15 protein-coding genes are annotated in these 20,939 nt (G+C 41.1%); all 15 read left to right on the top strand.

Features of this window, described 5'->3' with window-relative positions; all coding sequences use genetic code 11:
• Positions 1-3: 3 nt before the first annotated feature.
• Positions 4-681: an endonuclease III gene (nth, locus tag PBAT_RS09165; RefSeq protein WP_068648755.1), complete on the top strand. Its 678-nt coding sequence runs from the start codon at positions 4-6 to the stop codon at positions 679-681.
• A 26-nt stretch (positions 682-707) separates the two neighbouring features.
• Positions 708-980 (top strand): NAD/NADP transhydrogenase alpha subunit, encoded by a 273-nt coding sequence (locus tag PBAT_RS09160; RefSeq protein WP_068649066.1) that lies wholly within the window; start codon positions 708-710, stop codon positions 978-980.
• 160 nt (positions 981-1,140) lie between these two features.
• Positions 1,141-4,791, top strand: coding sequence for a dynamin family protein (locus tag PBAT_RS09155; protein ID WP_068648753.1), 3,651 nt, complete (start codon positions 1,141-1,143; stop codon positions 4,789-4,791).
• Positions 4,792-5,052: 261 nt separating this feature from the next.
• Positions 5,053-6,825, top strand: a complete 1,773-nt coding sequence (locus tag PBAT_RS09150; RefSeq protein ID WP_068648751.1) for an ABC transporter ATP-binding protein — start codon at positions 5,053-5,055, stop codon at positions 6,823-6,825.
• On the top strand, positions 6,822-8,687 hold the full coding sequence (locus PBAT_RS09145) for an ABC transporter ATP-binding protein (protein ID WP_068648749.1): 1,866 nt from the start codon (positions 6,822-6,824) through the stop codon (positions 8,685-8,687). Before PBAT_RS09150 ends, PBAT_RS09145 begins: the two co-directional genes overlap by 4 nt.
• Positions 8,688-8,879: 192 nt before the next feature.
• A complete protein-coding gene (gene purT / locus PBAT_RS09140) occupies positions 8,880-10,070 on the top strand; it encodes a formate-dependent phosphoribosylglycinamide formyltransferase (protein ID WP_068649064.1) in 1,191 nt (396 codons plus the stop codon).
• Positions 10,060-10,515, top strand: coding sequence for a GNAT family N-acetyltransferase (locus PBAT_RS09135; RefSeq protein WP_246168266.1), 456 nt, complete (start codon positions 10,060-10,062; stop codon positions 10,513-10,515). Before purT ends, PBAT_RS09135 begins: the two co-directional genes overlap by 11 nt.
• A gap of 161 nt (positions 10,516-10,676) precedes the next feature.
• Complete coding sequence (locus tag PBAT_RS09130) at positions 10,677-12,362, top strand: response regulator (protein ID WP_068649062.1); 1,686 nt, start codon at positions 10,677-10,679, stop codon at positions 12,360-12,362.
• A gap of 100 nt (positions 12,363-12,462) precedes the next feature.
• Complete coding sequence (locus PBAT_RS09125; RefSeq protein ID WP_084402947.1) at positions 12,463-14,169, top strand: sensor histidine kinase; 1,707 nt, start codon at positions 12,463-12,465, stop codon at positions 14,167-14,169.
• On the top strand, positions 14,166-15,143 hold the full coding sequence (locus tag PBAT_RS09120) for a substrate-binding domain-containing protein (protein WP_068648745.1): 978 nt from the start codon (positions 14,166-14,168) through the stop codon (positions 15,141-15,143). The genes PBAT_RS09125 and PBAT_RS09120 overlap by 4 nt, the downstream gene beginning before the upstream one ends.
• A 145-nt stretch (positions 15,144-15,288) precedes the next feature.
• Positions 15,289-16,305: a galactose ABC transporter substrate-binding protein gene (locus PBAT_RS09115; protein WP_068649058.1), complete on the top strand. Its 1,017-nt coding sequence runs from the start codon at positions 15,289-15,291 to the stop codon at positions 16,303-16,305.
• Positions 16,306-16,433: 128 nt separating this feature from the next.
• Positions 16,434-17,945, top strand: a complete 1,512-nt coding sequence (locus tag PBAT_RS09110; protein ID WP_068648743.1) for a sugar ABC transporter ATP-binding protein — start codon at positions 16,434-16,436, stop codon at positions 17,943-17,945.
• Between the two features lie 21 nt (positions 17,946-17,966).
• Positions 17,967-18,974, top strand: coding sequence for a galactose/methyl galactoside ABC transporter permease MglC (mglC, locus tag PBAT_RS09105; RefSeq protein ID WP_068648741.1), 1,008 nt, complete (start codon positions 17,967-17,969; stop codon positions 18,972-18,974).
• Positions 18,975-19,239: 265 nt separating this feature from the next.
• Positions 19,240-19,875, top strand: coding sequence for a CAP domain-containing protein (locus tag PBAT_RS09100; protein ID WP_068648739.1), 636 nt, complete (start codon positions 19,240-19,242; stop codon positions 19,873-19,875).
• Positions 19,876-20,061: 186 nt separating this feature from the next.
• A complete protein-coding gene (locus PBAT_RS09095) occupies positions 20,062-20,922 on the top strand; it encodes a GDSL-type esterase/lipase family protein (protein WP_068648736.1) in 861 nt (286 codons plus the stop codon).
• The last annotated feature ends 17 nt before the right edge of the window (positions 20,923-20,939 follow it).

Here is a 20,939-nt window from a genome sequence, read left to right as displayed (position 1 = left end):
ATCATGAAGTCTGTAACGGTACGCCATATTCTGGATACAATGCGTGTTATGTTTCCTGAGGCGCATTGTGAGCTTGTCCATAGTAACGCCTTTGAATTGACGATTGCGGTACTTCTCTCTGCTCAATGTACAGATGAGATGGTAAATAAGGTCACTAAAGATTTGTTTCAAAAGTACACATCACCTCAAGATTATATCGAGGTTCCACTTGAAGAGTTGGAGCAGGATATTCGTCGAATTGGACTTTATCGAAATAAGGCCAAGCATATTCATAATTTATGCAAAATGGTGATAGAACAATTTGATGGTGATGTTCCTAAAACACATGAACAATTGGTTTTACTACCAGGCGTGGGACGTAAGACAGCAAATGTGGTCGTGTCTAATGCTTTTGGCGTACCTGCCATTGCGGTTGACACACATGTGGAACGGGTCTCCAAACGTCTAGGATTGGCAGGATGGGATGATTCCGTACTTGAAGTGGAAAAAAAGCTGATGAAACAAGTTCCGCGAGACGAATGGACGGATACTCATCATCGATTTATTTTTTTTGGCCGCTATCATTGTAAGGCTCAGAATCCACAGTGCCCAATTTGTCCGCTTCTTGATGTATGTCGTGAAGGCAAAAAACGTATGAAGATGACCCAAATCAGGAAAGATAAAGATAATATAGGATTATGAACATTAGAGATGGGATGGGATGTCAGATGAAGTGCATATCAGTATACACGAATAATTTTGAAGCGTTCTCCGATATTTTTGAGAATGTTGTGGAAACCGTTTTTGAAGAGCATGAAGAAAAAGAAGTGGATGGCATTACAGTCAGCCATTCTGGCGAAGTACCTGAGTTTTATTTGGAGCGTATGTCACAGAAACCAGAAGTTGTGGTTATGAAAGATAAATCACGTGGTGTTACAATACTTCAACATGGTTCTGTGTTTGAAATATTGATGCCTGACCATGAGTCTGTATTAGCGTAGGGTCTTGAAACATTGGTGTTGTCTTTGTCTAATAAAATCGAAGGATATTCTTCGGTTTTATTTTTTTTGCAAAGATAAAGGGATTTCACTAAAACCATGGAGATGTTAAAATAAATAAAGTTATTTCAATGAGATAGATCACAAGGGAGAGAGTAGATCCATGATGGTAGCGACAGATAGCAAGAAAAAGAATGAAGTATTGTATTTGGAAGCTCTTATGAGCCAACTGTCATCTTGGGAAGATACAAAAGCAACAGAAACAATTGATGATTTATTACATAAAGAACAATCTGGTGAATTAACGATCGCGTGGTGTGGTCATTTCTCTGCGGGGAAGTCGAGTCTAATCAATTCATTATGCGGTATGAAAGTATTACCTTCGGGTCCCGTTCCGACAAGCGCGAATGTGGTCACGATTCGTAATGGATCAGCCCGGGCTGTGATTTATTCACAAGATGATGCGCAAGCACCTATGGAGGTAACAACAGACGAACTAAATGAATATTGCACGAACGGGGGTACATATTCCTCGGTAGAAGTGTGGGAGGAGATCCCGTTCCTAGGCTCCTCGGGTGTGTTGATGGATACCCCAGGCGTTGACTCTACAGATGATGGGCATAAGAAAGCTACGCACTCGGCGCTTCACTTAGCAGATGTGGTTCTGTATGTGATGGATTACAACCATGTTCAGTCGGAGAATAACTTGGTTTTTGCGAAGAGTCTATCGGATTGGGGCAAACCATTGTATCTCATTGTGAACCAAATTGATAAACATCGCGAACAAGAACTATCTTTTCAGTCTTACCGGGATGAAGTCGTCTCAGCGTTTGACCGTTGGCAAGTGCATTACGAAGGGCTCATATTTAGTTCTTTGAAAGAAGCGGATCATCCTTATAATCAGTATGATAGTCTTAAGGGATTAATCATGGGATTAATAGGTAAGAAGGAGGAGTTAGTACAGTACAGTATTTCTTGTTCGGCAAATCATGTGGCAGATGATCATGTACTTCAATATGCAGCTTCTTTGGCCGAAGAGAAGGAACGTCTTTTAGAAGAACTGGGCGGTATAGAACAATTGACTCAGATGGAAGATGAAAGATTGTCTTTGGTAGGAGAACAGGATCAAGTACGTGGACTTACACAACAAGAAAGGGCTACGTTACGTCTGGATATCAACGCGATCTTGGATAATGCTAATCTTATGCCTGCAGAAATGCGAGATTTAGCTCATGATTTCGTAGAAAGTCGTAAGCCAGGGTTTAAGAAGGGTCTATGGTTGGCTGGGAATAAGACACGTGTTGAACAAGAGCAAAGAAAAGCTGTATTCCTCCAAAAGCTTCAGGAGCAGGTTTCATCGCAAGTTGAATGGCATGTTAGACAGTTAGTAGCTACTTGGGCTGATAAGCATCATCTGTGGAGTGAGGAATGGCAGAGAAAGATGGATATCTTCATCCCAGTGATGGATGAAGATATTATTTATAAGACACTTCAGACCGATGCTATTCTATCAGGAGAGTATGTCTTGAACTACTGTCGTAGTATTGCTGAACAGATTAAAGTCCAGTATCGCCGTAGCGTAACGGAGTTCACTGAGCAACTTCTAGTGCTGCTAGAAGAGAGGGCTGCGCGCGAGCTGCAGCGCTTAAGCCTTGCGATGGCCGACTTGGAGCAACAGTCGGCGCAAGGCTCCCGCTACGCTGCGCTCAAGCGTGAGGAAGCTGCGCGTGCGCAAGCGATAGCTGAGCTGCTGCCGCCGCGCGTAAGCCTCACCCCCGGCCTCCTGCCGGCGGTGAGGCCCTTACGGCCGCCCGCTCCTGCGGTAGCGGCCGAAGCGGGTGCGCTTCGCGCTGCACCCGCGAAAGCTCTTGCCCCGCCGTGCTACAGCGGGGCAAGGCACGGCGGTGCGGCCACAGGCCGCCGCCAGCGGCTAGCAAGTGCTGCTGCGCAGCTGCACGGCGCAGCAGCGCTGCTAGAGCTGTATCCCGCGATGGCATCTGCCGCGCGGGGAATTCGTGAACGTGCCGCTGCGCTTGAGGGTGGCACGTTCACACTGGCGCTGTTTGGAGCTTTCAGCGCCGGGAAATCTTCCTTCGCTAACGCTTTGCTTGGCGAAGAAGTGCTACCGGTATCGCCGCATCCTACCACGGCGGCTATTAATCGCATTCTTGCACCTCATGATGACTTTAAGCATGGAACAGCACAGGTGGTCATGAAGTCCCGTGAGACGCTGATGGAAGATCTGAGAATATCATTCTCGATCCTCCATTTAGGTGAACCGGATCTGAACCACTGGAGTGATGCTGTACACGAATTAACATCAGATGGGATACATCCAGCCGGTTTACCTCATTATGGATTCTTGAAAGCTGCTAGTGCCGGTTGGAGGGAAGCAGAAGGGATCCTAGGCACGATGCAAACGGTAGACCTTACACAGTATCGCTCATTTGTAGCTGACGAGACGAAATCTTGTTTTGTTGAACGTATAGATTTGTTCTACAGTTGTGATCTAACGGAACAGGGCATTATTCTTGTGGATACACCCGGAGCCGATTCCTTACATGCACGTCATACGGGTGTAACTTTTCAATACATGAAACATGCAGATGCACTTGTATTCGTCACCTATTATAATCATGCTTTTTCTAAAGGAGATCGACAATTCCTCTCCCAATTAGGAAGAGTGAAAGATAGCTTTGCACTGGATAAAATGTTCTTTATCATCAATGCGGCGGATTTAGCAGGATCCAATGAGGAGCTAGAGCAAGTGGTTAGTCATGTGAAATCGAACTTGCGCAGTAGCGGCATTGCTTCACCTCATATTTATGCCTTATCCAGTATGAAAGCATTAGAAGGCAAGACGACAAACCAAGAGTCATTGTTGTTATCTTCTGGATTTATATCATTTGAAGAATCACTGAATGATTTCGCAGGCAAAGAACTCCCTGGATTATCTATTCAAGCTGCGAGACAAGAGATTACGACTGCACGTAAACGTGCAGAAGAATGGGATCGCATATCAAGGCAAGATGAAGCTACTCGAGGCCTACGTCGGGTTGAGTTGCAGAAGACTTTTGCTAAGGCGAAGGAAATGCTGAGCCAATTCACGCTACTATCAGAACAAGATAGAGTAATTGAACAGGAAACGAAAGAATTACTGTTCCATGTGCGAAAGCGGATCGAGTATAATTTGGGTGCATTTTTTAATGAAGCCTTTCATCCTTCATTACTTCGTGATGGTACAGGATCATTGAAAGAGATCTTTAGCGATTGTGGACGTGAGCTAGAACAATCTCTGTTGAAAGAGCTTGATCAAGAACTATGGGCGACTACATTACGACTTGAGTTAAAGGCGAAATGGATTCTTCAAGAAGCATCACAGAAATTGACAGATCACGTCAATGCGGTAGATGAAGGAATATTGCTAACACCTGTAAAAGAAGAGCAGTCTTGGCATGTTCCTGATCTACAAGGAAGTAAATTTAACAAGACAGTGGAATGGAATGGATTCTGGTCTACTTTCAAATCCCCTAAGTCGTTTTTTGAAGGTAAGGGACGCGAGAAGTTGAAGGAAAGCGTTGAACCGACACTCAGAGAGAATATTACGGATGCAGCAACTGTACAGGAGCCATTACTTTATGATTTCTATATTCATGAATTTAGTGAAGCTTTAGTACGTCAAGCTAAATGGCTAGAAGAACAATTGTTAGAAAATCAAGGTGCGCTAGAAAGTACATTACAATTAACGGAGCAATCCGTCACTTGGCTTGAATTAGCGGATCTTCTGAAGTCATATGAAGGGATATCTAACTAAATTTCAAATTAAATATTTTAGGTAAAGGGAGCGCTGTGATAGCGTTTTCTTTTTTTTGAGTTGAGTACCCTAGAGATATGGAGGAATTCGCAACAATACATAAACAATTCCTGATTGTTTCCATTAATTGACCGATGGTTGCGTATCGCGCCTGTTTATGATGAGTTATGAGCTTTGCCGCCTTCTGAAGACGGTGTTAAACTTCATTAATATTCACAAATATGAATGAAATGGATCTAACACATCCAAAGGGGGAGAAACATGAATGTACTTAGGCAACTAAAGGGCTTCTTCTGGGACAAACGAAGGGTTTTGTATCTTTCGATCCTATGCTTAGCAATTTCTACTGCTTTAGGGCTAGTCACGCCCAACCTGCTTCGAATTCTGATTGATGATGTCATCACTCCAAGGCAGTTCGACAAAGTACCTATGCTTGCCCTGACGGTTATCCTTGTCGTCATTGCCAAAGCGATTATGCAGTTTCTAAGTGGAACCCTAGGTGGAAGGCTTGGTAACCACTTGGCATACCGTTTACGAAATGCTTGTTATGAGAAACTGCAGTTTTTATCATTTCGGTATTATGATACCGCGAAGACAGGGGATTTAATGTCACGGCTTACGGGTGACTTGGAAGCGATCCGTAACTTTATTGGTTTCGGTCTAGCTCAAATGATGAACACGATACTCATGGTTACGTTTGGTTCGATAATGATGTTCTCTATTCATTGGCAGTTGACGTTAGTGACCATGATTAGTGTACCGTTCTTAATCATTGTGGCTCTAAGATTTGAAGGTGTCATTCATCCCGCATTTCAAGAAATGCGAATTGCATTAAGTACGTTGACAACGGCTGTTCAAGAGAATGTTACCGGTGTAAGAACGGTGAAATCTTTTGCACGTGAACCTTATGAGGTAGAGAAGTTCTCCGTTCGTAATGAACGTTATAAGACGAATCAAATCTTCACCTCGACATTATGGAGTCGCTTTTTCCCACTCATGGAATTTTTAGCATCCATTACTGTTGTTTTGCTTCTTACAGTAGGTGGAACCTTTGTTATTAATGGTTCACTCTCCTTAGGAGAATTGGTTGCTTTCTTTAGCTTGATTTGGTACATAATTGGTCCGATGTGGAACATTGGGTTCTTAATTAATAACTATACCCAATCGGAAGCTTCAGGAGAACGCGTGTTAGAACTTCTTAATCATCCTATCGACGTTAAAGATCGTGACGATGCGAAGGAACTTGTGACAGAAGAAGTGAAAGGTAACATTACTTTTGAGAACGTCACTTTTGCTTATGGCAATAAGTTAGCAGCAGTTAAAGATATTAGCTTTGAAGCACCGTCCGGTTCTGTTATTGGTTTCTTAGGTGGAACAGGTTCAGGTAAATCAACGATTATTCAGTTACTTATGCACGCATATAACGTGAATGAAGGTACCATTAAGTTAGATGGAGTGGATGTTCGAGATATTACGGTACATAGTCTGCGTAGTCAGATGGCTTCTGTATTTCAGGAGACATTTCTGTTCTCGTCGAGCATTCAGAATAATATCTCATACGGCTTAAAGGATGTTTCTATGGAAGAAATTATTCGTGCTGCGGAGCTTGCGAAGGCTCATGAATTTATTATGGAAATGCCGGATGGTTATGATACGGTCGTGGGTGAACGTGGTATGGGGCTTTCTGGGGGACAAAAGCAACGGATCGCTATCGCACGTGCGCTTCTGAAGAATCCCAAAATTCTTGTTCTTGATGACGCAACCAGTGCCGTCGATATGGAGACAGAGCATGAAATTCAGTCGGGATTCCAAGAAGTGATGAAAGGGCGGACAACGTTTATTATTGCTCATCGTATTTCTTCCTTACGTCATGCAGATGAAATACTCGTATTGGATGAAGGTAAAGTTGTGCAAAGAGGTAAACATGAGCAATTAATTACGGTGCCAGGTCCTTATCGAGATGTTTACCAAATTCAGTACGCAGATCATATTGCCCGGATATCCAGTGAAGCAGAAGAGCAGGTGAAATCATGAGTACTCATGTAAATGAAGATAGGCATAATGACACTTCAAGTAAGACTGTTAAAAAGCCGATAGGTATAAGTACAGGCGGGGAACGATTTGTATACAAAGATGATGATGTGATCGATAAAGCTTTTGATTGGGGGCAATTTCGTCGATTATTTGCATACATGAAACCATATGCGAAACAATTACTACCTCTGATAGGCTTGATGATGATATTGGGGACGATCACCAAATTAACGGTTCCATTTTTAACGAGTATGGCTATTGATAAGGCGATCTCACCTTCTGAGCCTAGTTTGAAGTTGTTGTATATGATAGCTGCGGGTATCTTGGTACTTTATGTAGTGCAATGGGTAGCGACTGCCTATCGGATAAAATATATGAACATTATTGGTCAGAGAGTTATCTATGACCTGCGTGCGGATTTGTTCAAGCATATTCAGAAATTATCGTTTAACTTTTTTGACAAAAGACCGGCGGGTTCGGTTCTCGTAAGGGTAACAAATGATGTGAACTCGTTGCAGGAACTTTTTACGAATGGTGTCGTTAACTTAATGATTGACTGTGTACAGTTGGTGGGCATTGTGATTATTTTGTTGCTCATCAATTTCAAGCTTGGGCTTGCAGTTATCATCACGGTACCGATAATGTTCCTGATCTCTACGAAATTGCGTGTGAAGATTCGTAGAGCTTGGCAGGATGTTCGTATGAAAGGATCTCGTATCAATTCACATTTGAACGAATCCATTCAAGGGATTCGGGTTACTCAAGCGTATACGCAAGAGAAGGAAAATATGGAGTTCTTTGATACGATGAATAAGGAAGCAAAGAAATCATGGGATAAAGCGACAACCATGAACCAGGGATTTGGTCCACTTATTGAAATTACAGGTGGATTCGGTACATTGATCCTGTTCTGGTTGGGTGCCTATCTGATTCAACAAGGTGAACTAACAATTGGTTTGTTGGTAGCCTTCTCCAGTTATGTAGGGAACTTCTGGGATCCAATTAACCGTCTAGGTCAAATGTATAACCAACTGTTAGTTGCGATGGCTTCATCAGAACGGATATTCGAATTTATGGATGAGAAGCCCAATATCGATGACAAACCCAATGCGACGACTCTTCCACAGATTAAAGGAGATATCACTTTCAGGAATATCGTCTTTGAATATGAGAAGGGACGTCAAGCTTTAAAGGGTATTGACTTAGATGTTGATGCCGGTCAGACCATAGCATTAGTGGGTCATACGGGTTCAGGGAAGAGTACCATTATTAACTTGATTAGTCGCTTCTATGACATTACGGACGGACAGATTAAGATTGATGGATATGATATCCGAGATGTAAAAGTAGAGAGTCTACGTAGCCAGATTGGTATCGTTCTACAGGATACCTTCATCTTCTCAGGTACGATTCGAGATAATATAAGGTTCGGAAGACTTGATGCGACAGATGAAGAGATTGAAGCTGTGGCTACAGCTGTGAATGCACACGAATTTATTGCGAAGCTGCCACGTGGATATGAGACGGAAGTAGAAGAGCGTGGGAATATGTTGTCCATGGGTCAACGTCAATTGTTATCCTTTGCCCGTGCGCTACTAGCGGATCCTCGGATATTGATCCTAGATGAAGCTACAGCGAGTATTGATACGGAGACAGAACTTCGTATTCAAGAAGCATTGAAGGTTCTACTTCAAGGACGTACGTCATTTATTGTGGCTCATCGATTATCAACGATACGACATGCCGACAAAATTGTTGTGCTAGATCATGGGGAAATAAAAGAAGAGGGTAGTCATTCAGAACTCATTTCCCGCAAAGGAATTTATAACGGTCTTATTGAAGCGCAATATCGATTTATTTAGCGTTTTATAAAATTACACAACGGTTCCAAATTATTCAAATTAAAACATGTGTTTTGACTGAATGTATCTATTTTATGATTTTTTATGTCAAATAAAATGTGAAATTTGATGAAAATTATCGGAGTACGCTTGCATTATTGTTGCCAAACCCTGAAAATAGAGATGAAAGAACTATAGGGGGGATGGCAAGTGGTGTGGGGTGCTCCTTTTTCTGCATATTCCAGGAAAATGTTGCTGCTGGGCAGTGGAGAATTGGGTAAAGAAGTGGTACTTGAGGCCCAGCGTTTGGGTATAGAGACCATTGCCGTGGACCGCTATACGGATGCTCCTGCTATGCAGGTGGCACACAGGTCCCATGTAATCGATATGCTCGATGCTGAAGCTTTGAAAAGCATTATTCGACAAGAACAACCTGATATCATTGTTCCTGAGATTGAAGCTATTGCAACACATGTGTTATTGGAGTTAGAACAGGAAGGTTACCATGTGGTTCCAAAGGCACGCGCAACGCATCTAACGATGGATCGTGAAGGAATTCGGCGCTTGGCTGCAGAGAAGTTATCTCTACCAACGGCTGAATATCGATTCGCAGACAGTCTAGAAGAATTGAAGGCTGCTGTTGTTGAGCTAGGAACACCATGTGTGATTAAACCAATTATGAGTTCTTCTGGTAAAGGGCAAAGTGTTTGTAAGAGCTTAAATGATGCTGAAGCTTGTTGGAGCGCCGCTTTAGAAGGTGGACGAGCTAAAAGTACACGAGTCATTATCGAATCCTTTGTTCAGTTTGACAGTGAAATTACACTTCTTACGGTACGTTCTGTATCCGGTACGCTGTTCTGCCCACCGATCGGCCATATTCAAAAAGATGGCGATTATGTGGAGTCTTGGCAACCGCATCAGATGAGTATTGCACAACTTGAAGAATCACAAGCCATCGCGAGAGCTATTACGGATGAATTAGGTGGATACGGCGTTTTTGGTGTTGAATTGTTCGTAACGCCTGATGGAATTCTGTTCAGTGAAGTTTCACCCCGTCCTCATGATACCGGAATGGTCACAATGGTGACACAGGATTTGTCGGAATTTGCCTTGCACGTGAGAGCCATATTAGGTTTACCTATTGAGGAAGTACAACTTCTGGCACCGGGGGCATCGGCGACATTGAAAGCCCAAAGTTATAGTTCAAATTTTGCAATTAGTGGCGTGGCTGAGGCTCTTTCATTGCCTCGTACTCAAGTGAGAGTATTTGGTAAAGGTGAGAGTAAACCAGGTCGAAGAATGGCTGTTGCTCTAAGTAGTGCTGATAATGTTGAGATTGCTCGTGAGACAGCAAAACATGCTGCCAGTCTTTTAAAAGTGGAGGTATATGATCATGAACAGTAGTTTGTCTGCTCCTACATTGAGCATCCGTAGATTTCAATGGGATGACCTGGAGACTATTACTGCGTTAATGCGAGAACTTAACTATCCTACAACACTCAGTGTGATGAGAGAACGTATGGAGGACATGGAAACCAGTCCTGTACACTGTACTTTAGTAGCTGAAGTAGATGGTATTGTAGTAGGCAAAATCAGTTTGCACCACATTGTTTCCTTTTCAAGGTCAGTACCTACAACCCAGATCATGGCGATCATTGTTGCTAAAGAATATCAAGGCCAAGGTTTAGGTAAAAGATTGATTCAGCAAGCGGAAGATTGGAGCAAGGGACAAGGGAGTACACTTTTGTTCCTAACCAGTGGAAACCGTGTGGAGCGTGCACCTGCACGTGCATTTTATGAGCATATCGGCTTTACAAAGACAGGTTATCGTTTTAGTAAGAAATTATAGAATCTTTCTGATATGAAGAAACTTCTTTCCCATCCCCTTTAGGGTTGGGATTTTTTTATGTTTACATCATGTAAGGATTGATATACAATACCTGCATAAATCGTAAGTTTTTTCTATTGTTATTTTAGAAAGCGTTTACAAAAAAGTGGTGAGGGATGAATATGTATACTCTTATTTTAGTAGATGATGAAGAGGATGTAAGAGAAGGTCTACTTGATGAAATCTCATGGGAAGAATATGGATTTCAAGTCATAGAAAGGGCGGAGAATGGTCGAGAAGCGACCGAATTAATTGAAAAATGTGTTCCAGATGTTATTGTTACGGATATTCATATGCCTTTTATGAATGGACTAGAACTCGCTGAATGGACTCGTAATCATTATCCCAATACCAAAATTATCATCCTAACTGGGTATGATGAGTTTGAATATGCCCAAAAGGCGATAAAATTACATATAGACGAATATGTACTAAAGCCATTTTCTTCGAAAGAACTCGTCGATATTCTGCTTAAAGTAAAGCATCAATTAGATGAAGAGGCCTCTAATAAAGATAACTTACAGAGTCTAATTCAGCATTATCGTAAAAGTCTTCCTGTCCTGAGAGGGACGTTCCTTTCTTCTTTAGTATCAAGACGTATACCCATTTCAGAAATTAATGAGAAAAGCCAGAGTTATGAGCTGAATATGAAGGCAATTTCATATATGGTATCAATTGCAAGAGTTGACTATACACATTCAGATTTGCAGGAAGTGGAGCAGAAGTTGCTCTCTTTTTCACCAGAGTCTATGAAAGGCACCAAAGATCGGCAGTTACAATTATTCGCCGTATTGAATATAACAACGGAAATAAGTGATAAGTACGATGCTTTCGAAGTGTTTCCTCATAACGATGATGTTGTCCTATTATTTATGGATAAAGATAAGGATTCTGAGAAGACAAGTGGGCAAATGCTTGAAATACTTGAAGAGGTTCGACAGAATGTGGAAAAATACTTAAAGCTCACGGTGACGATAGGTGCTGGCACGATGACGAACTCCATTGAAAATGTACACCATTCCTATAATGAGGCACTGCAAGCTTTGGATTATCGATTGTTATTAGGGAACAACCGTGTGATTTGGATTTATGATGTGGAGACTAGTCATTATCGATTGATTTACGAACCCCTCCATTATGATGAATTGAAACAACAGATGTTAGTTCGATCCATTAAAGTAGAGACGGCTCAGGATGTAGTGGATACAGTAGCTAGTCTATTTTCAGATCTAGAGATGACACAACTTACGGTAAAGGATTGCCATGTCTATGTCTTGGAGATTCTTACTTCCATTATGAAGGTAGCCAAGGAGTTCCGATTAGAGTTTGATGAAATATTCGGTTTGAATGAATATCCCTTTGCTGAAATAACGAAGTTTAATAACTTAAATGAAGTAAAGCTGTGGATCACTGGTATTTGTATCAAGCTCATGAATCATATTTCGAAGGGGCGGCAATCTAGCTACAATCAATTGGTGGAAGATGCCAAATCGTATATAGCCATCCATTATCACGAAAGTGATATTTCAATTAACAAAGTATGCAAACATTTGCACATAAGTACAAGCTACTTCAGTGGTATTTTCAAGAAAGAAGTTAAGATGACCTTTGTCAATTATGTCCTGCAACTTCGGATGGAATCAGCCAAAAATCTACTGCGTTCAAGCAACATGAAGTCCTTCGAAATAGCTGATAAGGTAGGGTTTATCGATCCCAATTATTTCAGCTTCTGCTTCCGTAAGAAATTTGGATTAACTCCAAAAGATTATCGGAACAACATGGGAGGGGCGGTTAAGAGTGAACATTGAACCTAAACATTCAAGGTCATTCAAATTCACTAAAAAGACTAAAGTCCCGCTCTCTTTTAATGTGAGAAGTATTCAAGTGATTATTACCATTTCTTTTACGATGATTACGGTCATCGTAGTATTACTAGTCAGTCTATTACTCTACAACAAGTTTGCCAAATCCGCAGAAGATAACGCTAATCTTAACATTCAACAAATTATAGAACAGGTTAATTCCCACTTAGAGCTCTATGTCAAAGGGATGCAAGATATTTATGAAGTGGTAGAAGATCAGATTGGTCAGACGGATAATATTTCTGAGTCATTACTGAAAGAACAACTGACGACACTTCTTCATACACGTGAAGATTTGGTCTCCGTGGCTCTGTTTACACCGGAAGGTCGAATGGTACTGGATGTTCCGGACGCAATCATGCGACGCAATACACAGTTGAAGGAACAAAGTTGGTTTCTAACAGCACTTAAGGAACCTGTAGCCGTCTCCTTTTCTCAACCACATATTCAGAACTTATATAAGGGTCAATATAAATGGGTAGTATCATTAAGTCGAATGATCTCTTACAAAGCGGACGGTGTCTTGAAACAGGGCATCCTCTTGGTCGATGTCAACTTTCGGACAATTGATGAGCTTAGCAGTAAAGTTATTCTTGGGAAAAAGGGATATGCCTATATTATTGATTCGTTAGGAAATATCATTTACCATCCACAACAGCAATTAATCTATGCAGGTCTTAAATATGAGAATATTGAACCGGTATTTGATTATTCTTTCGGAAGTTACATCGATAGCTCTACCGCAGAACAACGATATATTACGGTTCGAACAGTGAATCCTATTGGTTGGAAAATTGTCGGCGTAGCTTATCCCGATGAAATTGTTACGACAAAAAAGGACCTTCAAGTATTTATATTCTGGTTCTTAAGCATCGTTATTATTGTAGTTCTATTGGTCTCCATTTTCGTATCTGCCAAAATATCACAGCCCATTCGTCGATTAGAGAAAGCAGTGAAATTGGTAGGACAAGGTGATTTCAATACGCCTATTGATGTGAAGGGAGCCTATGAGGTAGAGCAATTATCCAAAAGATTCAATTTCATGTTACATAGGATTCGTCAGTTGATGGTTCAGATCATACATGAACAAGAAGCGAAACGAAAAGGTGAATTAGATGTGCTTCAAGCGCAGATAAATCCACATTTTTTATATAATACGCTGAACTCTGTCATTAGGCTTGTGGAGCGAGGGAAAACCGATGAGGTCGTGACTGCGATCACATCATTGTCTAAATTATTCCGAATCAGTCTTAGCAAAGGAATGAATATGATTCCATTAGCCGAGGAATTAGAGCATGTTCGTCATTATCTAATCATTCAGAAGATACGATATAAGAGCAAATTTAATTACACAATGGTTATACAGGATGAGGCCTTAACTTGTACAACACTGAAGCTTATCATTCAACCGATTGTAGAGAATGCCATCTATCATGGAATCGAGCTTATGCCAGATGAAGGCTGTATTCAGATCTCAGTTAAGGTTGAAGGAGAGAGGGTCATCATCTCAGTTACGGATAATGGTCTCGGAATGACGCCTCAAGTCATGGGCCAACTGTTAACAGGTGGTGTGAAAAGCACCGGAGGATCAGGCGTGGGTGTGAAGAATGTTCATGAACGTATCCAATTGTACTACGGCAAGGCCTATGGATTGACATTCATGAGTGAAGTGGAAGTAGGAACCACGGTCACGATCACCCTACCTATGGTGATAAATGAACCTGAAAATGTGGAAGGAGATGGATTGCTATGACTAGAGCCAAGAAAAAGATGATGGTATTAATTTCCTTCATTTCACTAATGTTGGTTTCTTGTTCAGATTCTCCTTCCAGTTTACGGATGACAGATACCGTTCGAAAGGTAAGTATGATTGTCAAGATGAATAGTGGTTCTTTTTGGAACACAGTTAAAATGGGCGCTGAGGTGGCTGCGAAAGAATATAATGTAGAGCTAACCTTTCTTGGTCCGGATAGCGAGAATGACATAGAGGGGCAAATCAAATTAGTTGATGATTCAATAACGAACAAAGCAGATGCCATTATTCTATCAGCCAGTGATTATATGAAATTAGCACAGGTGACGGACCGAGCAGCCTATCACAAAATACCGGTCATTTCCGTTGATACGGAGGTAGCTTCGGCTCGTGTGAAGACCTATGTAGGTACAAATAATTATGAAGCAGGTCAGAAAGCAGCGGAGAGACTGATTGCATTGATTGATGGGAGAGGTCAGATTGGGTTGGTTAGTTTTGTAGAGGGAGCGCGGAATGCGGATGAGAGAGCAGCCGGGATGTTGGATTATTTTGCACGTTTTCCTAACGTGGAAGTAGTGGATACCGTGTATTGTGGATCCGACGTTCAGCTCGCGGCGGAGTTAACGAATGAAATGCTTGCCGAATACCCTCATATAAGAGGAATAATTGCTTTGAATGAAGTAGCGGGTATCGGTGTTTCGGAAGAAGTACTGAAATTAGGACTTGGAGGGAAAGTGAAAATTATTACCTTCGATAGTCCACCTGAGGTAATTGAAATGCTACAAGAGGGTATTGTTCAGGCAACGGTTATTCAGAATCCTTACAGTAACGGCTATTTAGCCGTGCAGCATGCCGTAGAAGCGATTGAAGGGATGCATGTTCCCGAAAGAGTAGATACTGGCTCCAAATTGATCGATCTTGATAATATGTTGTGGCCAGAGAACCAGAAGCAGCTGTTTCCGTTTGTAAGGTAAAGCATAAGCCATGAGAATTTTTATATAAAACAGGAGTATTTTATATTTGGTTTATTCTCTATTTCAACGATAATGAAAATGTAACCAATTGGAAATTATATTTCAAAGAAAAGTTAATGGGGAGGTTTATTTGATGAAAAAAAGAATGAAGAAAATTACACCAGTTCTGCTTGCGGGTGCACTACTCGGGTCTGTTGTAGCAGGTTGCTCAAACTCAGCTGACGGAGGTAAGGAACCTCAAATTGGGGTAGCCATTTACAAATTCGATGATACCTTTATGACGGGTGTTCGTAACTCTATTAAAACAAATGCTGAAGGGAAAGCAAACGTAGAGATTGTAGATAGCCAGAATTCTCAACCTACGCAGAATGACAAAGTAGATTTGTTCATTACAAAGAAAACAAATGCACTATTAATTAATCCAGTAGACCGTACAGCCGCTGGCGTTATTATCGATAAAGCAAAGACTGCTGATATTCCTGTCGTATTCCTTAATAGGGAGCCACTTCCCGATGATATGAAGAAATGGGATAAAGTATATTATGTCGGTGCCAAAGCAGAAGAATCTGGCACAATGTCAGGCGATATCATTGTTGATTACTGGAAGGCACATCCTGAAGCGGATAAGAACAAAGATGGAGTCTTACAATATGTCATGTTAAAAGGTGAACCAGGACATCAAGATGCAGAATTAAGAACAAAATTCTCTATCGAAGCGATCGAAGCTGCAGGGATCAAGGTAGAAAAAGTTGCCGAAGACACAGCGATGTGGGATCGCGTTAAAGGCCAAGAGAAGATGGCTGCATTCCTTGGTGCTAATGGAGATAAAATTGAAGCGGTTCTAGCTAATAACGACGATATGGCACTAGGTGCAATTGAGGCTTTAAAAGCTGCTGGCTACTTCAAAGGTGATAAGTTTATGCCCGTTGTAGGTGTAGATGCAACAGCTCCTGCCATAGAAGCTTTGCAAGATGGAACTTTATTAGGAACTGTACTTAACGATGCCAATAACCAAGGTAAGGCTTCTGTAGTTCTAGCTACATTGTTGGCTAATGGAGAGAAACCGACGAATGATAATGTTGGTTTTGAAATCTCAGACAATCAATATGTATGGATTAAATATAAGAAGATTACGAAGGACAATATCGACGAAGCGAAATAAGAATAAGTGGATATCTATCGGAGGAGCAGGATGGTCACGAGAATCCTGCTCCCTTTATAGATTATAAGTTTATAGAGCGATGTGCCTCTAAGGGCAACACACATGTCACGTAGGAGGAGGCGGAAACCATGGCTGAACATGAGTTTTTGCTAGAAATGATAGAAATTACTAAGGATTTTCCTGGTGTAAAGGCACTGGATAGTGTTACTTTACAAGTGCGTCCCGGAACGGTACACGCTCTCATGGGTGAGAATGGGGCGGGGAAATCAACGTTAATGAAATGTCTTTACGGTATTTATGAGCCAGATGCTGGTCTTATTGTGTTGGATGGCAAACAAGTTGAAATACACACCTCCAAGGATGCACTAAATCTGGGTGTTTCGATGATTCATCAAGAACTTCACCCGGTACCTTTTCGCAATGTGATGGAGAATATTTGGTTAGGTCGATTTCCGACGAGGGGAATAGGTCCAATCCAGTTTATCGATCATAAGAAGATGTATAAGGACACGGAAGATTTATTTAAGGAGCTTGATATTGACTTGAAGCCAGACATGATTGTTGGCAACTTATCCGTATCCAAAATCCAATCTATTGAAATCGCGAAAGCTGTCTCTTTCCATTCAAGGGTTATTGTGATGGATGAACCAACGTCTTCGCTGACTAGCGTTGAAGTAGAGCACTTATTCCGCATTATCCGTGACCTGCAGAAGCGAGGAGTAGCCATTATTTATATATCGCACAAAATGGAGGAGATTCTAAAAATCTCTGACGAGGTTACCATTATGCGAGACGGGAAGAAAATTGGTACATGGCCAGCTAAGGAATTAACGACGGATAGCATTATATCTAAGATGGTTGGGCGTGACCTTACGAATCGGTTTCCAGAAAGATATAATGTGCCAGGTGACGTTATTCTGAAAGTACAAGACTTAACCTCTACGCATTCTAAATCTTTTAGAGATATATCGTTTGATCTTCGTAAAGGTGAAATTCTGGGGATTGGCGGCTTAGTTGGAGCTCAACGGACGGAACTTATTGAAGCATTATTCGGGCTTAGGGAAATCGCTTCAGGGACCATTTCTTTGAATGGTAAGAAAGTCAAAATCAAATCGGCGGAAGATGCCAAACGAATGGGGATGGCACTACTTACGGAGGAACGGCGTGCTACCGGTATTTTCTCCGTCTTATCTGTACATGAGAATGGGGCCATAGCAAATATGGATCGGTATCAGAAGCCGTATCTGTTGCTTGATGAGAAACGTAAGAAAAAAGAAGTCGATCATATGGTCGAGAAGTTACGTACGAAGACACCAACGATGCGTACGCTAATGATGAATCTTTCGGGTGGCAATCAGCAAAAGGTTTTATTGGCTAGATGGTTATTAACAGAGCCGGAAATCCTTTTGTTAGATGAACCGACACGAGGTATTGATGTTGGAGCAAAATACGAGATATATACCATCATTGCTGATTTGGCGAAACAAGGGAAAAGCATCATTATGATTTCTTCTGAGATGCCTGAACTGCTTGGGATGTCTGACCGGATCATGGTGATGTCCGAAGGACGACTAACCGGAATCGTTGAGGGAAATGTTGCCACTCAAGAACAAATTATGACACTGGCCGCTCAGCATTAAGGCATCGAAGGGAGATTATTTATGAATACGAAAAGATTACAAGGATTTGCATCACAATATGCTATTTATATCGTTTTAGTTGTACTCATTATTGGGATTACAGCGTACAATCCAGCATTTTTATCTATTAATTCATTAAGAGATGTATTAATTCAATCATCCACACGTACTATTATTGCTCTAGGTGTCGCATTTATTCTAATTACAGCCGGAACTGACCTATCTGCAGGTCGCATTGTTGGACTAACGGCAGTCGTAGCCGCTTCGATGTTACAAAAGGCTGAGTATGCGGCTCGTTTCTTTCCAGATCTTCCACAGCTGCAGATTATCATCCCGATCGTGATTGCCATATTAATAGGTCTGATTTGTGGACTTGTGAACGGATTTGTAGTAGCGAAGCTTAATGTACCACCCTTTATCGCTACATTAGGGACAATGGTTGCCGTGTATGGGATTAACTCTTTATATGTCGATATGGAACCGAACAATTCTCAACCTATAGCTGGCCTTCGAGATGATTTTAAGATTATCGGAACGGGTTCCATTGGGGAAGGAAAGTATTCCTTACCGTATATTGTGCTTATCGCAATCTTTGTAGCATTCATTGTATGGGTCATCTTTAATAAAACGAAGCTTGGTAAAAATATGTATGCCATTGGTGGTAACATTCAAGCTGCCAAAGTATCTGGTATTAATGTAGCCAAATATTTGATGTATATTTATGCTATTGCTGGATCTCTTTATGGTCTTGCCGGTGTGCTTGAGTCCGCTAGAACGGGTGGAGCAACGAATAACTATGGGAATATGTACGAGCTTGATGCGATTGCTGCTTGCGTAGTGGGTGGTGTGTCAACGACAGGCGGAATAGGAACTGTGCCAGGGGTTGTCGTTGGAGTATTAATCTTTACAATTATTAACTATGGGCTGACATTTATCGGGATCAGTCCATACTGGCAACTTATTATTAAGGGACTGATTATTGTTGCTGCTGTTGCCTTCGATATGCGTAAATACGCAGCGAAGAAATAGGTGAGAAGGACGATCATCGAATTAAGTTACTAGATTAATAATAGCCTACCTTATGTACTCACACCGATTAAAATGTGTGAGTATATAAGGTTTTTTCTGTTGTTTATTATTTGCTTATCGTTGTCAAAAGACGTTTACCAGTATTTGCGGGGTTAAAAACGAAATCTAGCATGTTACAATGATTTTGTTGCTGATGACAATTTTGTAACCTTTTTGTAACTGTGAGATTCAAAAATACGATACGAATGAAGGGGATATGTAATATATGAAAAAATCAATGATTAAAACGGTGATGGCTGGAACATTTGCTTCTATATTAGCTGTTGGAATGGTACTACCAGGCTCGGCGTCAGCTACTTCTGCTGAAACTTATAAATTTACTGATGTGAAGGTTATTCTTCAAGATTGGATCAAGAATCATGACGGGGAATGGAAAGTCATTGTAGATAAGTTACAGACAACGATTAAACCTTCTACACCAATTACTAAGCCAGAAGTGAAACCTGAAGTGAAACCAGATACGAATGCAGATCAATCGGTTACTGCACAGGTTGTAGCTCTAGTGAATCAAGAACGTAGCAAAGCAGGTCTAAAACCATTAACATCAGATACTAAATTAGCCAATATGGCACTAGATAAAGCAAAAGATATGAATAATAACAATTATTTTGCTCATAACTCACCAACTTATGGATCTCCATTTGATATGATGAAACAATATGGCATCACTTATAGCTATGCAGGTGAGAATATCGCTAAGGGTCAAAAAACACCAGCTGATGTTATGACAGCTTGGATGAATAGTGAAGGACATCGTGCCAACATTTTGAATGCAAATTATACTATCATTGGCGTAGGATATTATAACGGTCATTGGGTACAAGAGTTTATTAGCAAATAAAAAATATCAATGCAATGAAATGGACGGTTTGGCTATTCAATCTAGAATAGCTTAACCGTTTTTTTGCGTTATATTCTGGTGAAATAAGGTTTTTCTCGAAACTACAAACTGTAATGAGATGGTTTAATTTGCAAATTTGAAATAGAAGTTTTAATGTTAAAAGGAAGATTAAAGGAGGTATTGAGTGTGAATTCATCGAAATGGATCTGGCGCATTGTAAGTGTAGCCTCGATAGCGACGACATTGGTACTGTTAGTTGGATTTATATACGCTATTAAAGACGTTAATGCTCCACAGGTTGGAGTAGAGAATGAACGTCCATCTCAACCAATAGGGGAGGGTGTAGCGGATAGCATGGATAAGAAAAAGGAATATAAGATTGCCGCCATTGGAGACTCTTTAGCTAAAGGTACAGGGGACCAAACCGGAAGCGGGTTCGTGAAAAGAAGCGTAGAAGGTCTCGCGAAGAGTAGTAGTAAGAAAACGACATTACTAAATAACCTAGGCATTAACGGACTAACGACGGATGGATTGGTGAAGAAGTTAGATGAGGAAGGTGTACAGTACGTTCTGAAACAATCGGATATTATTATCCTTTCCATTGGGGGTAATGATCTATTTCAGGGAGCGCAGCTATTATCTTCAGCTAAGGGTAAGTCAGGAGAGACTACAAACACAACGTCGACGAGTACAGTACAAGACGTAACAGCGGAGAAGATCACAAGTGCATTGCCTAAAGCATCAGCACAATTAAAAGTTGCTTTAGAGAAAATAAGAACCATTAATCCTGATTCCTATATTATTTACGTAGGATTGTATAACCCTTTTGGAGATATGAAAGAATTGAAGGTCGTGGGCAATGAAGCCGTCACGAAATGGAACAACGTAGCACTAACGACTATAAATAAATATGAGAACATGACACTTGTACCTACATTTGATTTGTTTACACATAATTTGAAACGTTACTTATCAACAGATCATTTTCATCCGAATGCTGAAGGGTACCAACAAATTGCCAATCGAATTGTGCAAGGAATAGAATAACATTCGTAAGGAAGGGG

Source organism: Paenibacillus antarcticus (assembly GCF_001637225.1).
In the GTDB taxonomy this organism is placed as follows: domain Bacteria; phylum Bacillota; class Bacilli; order Paenibacillales; family Paenibacillaceae; genus Paenibacillus_AQ; species Paenibacillus_AQ antarcticus.
The sequence above is the reverse complement of the archived record's forward strand: the minus strand, read 5'-3'. Positions and strand labels throughout refer to the sequence as shown.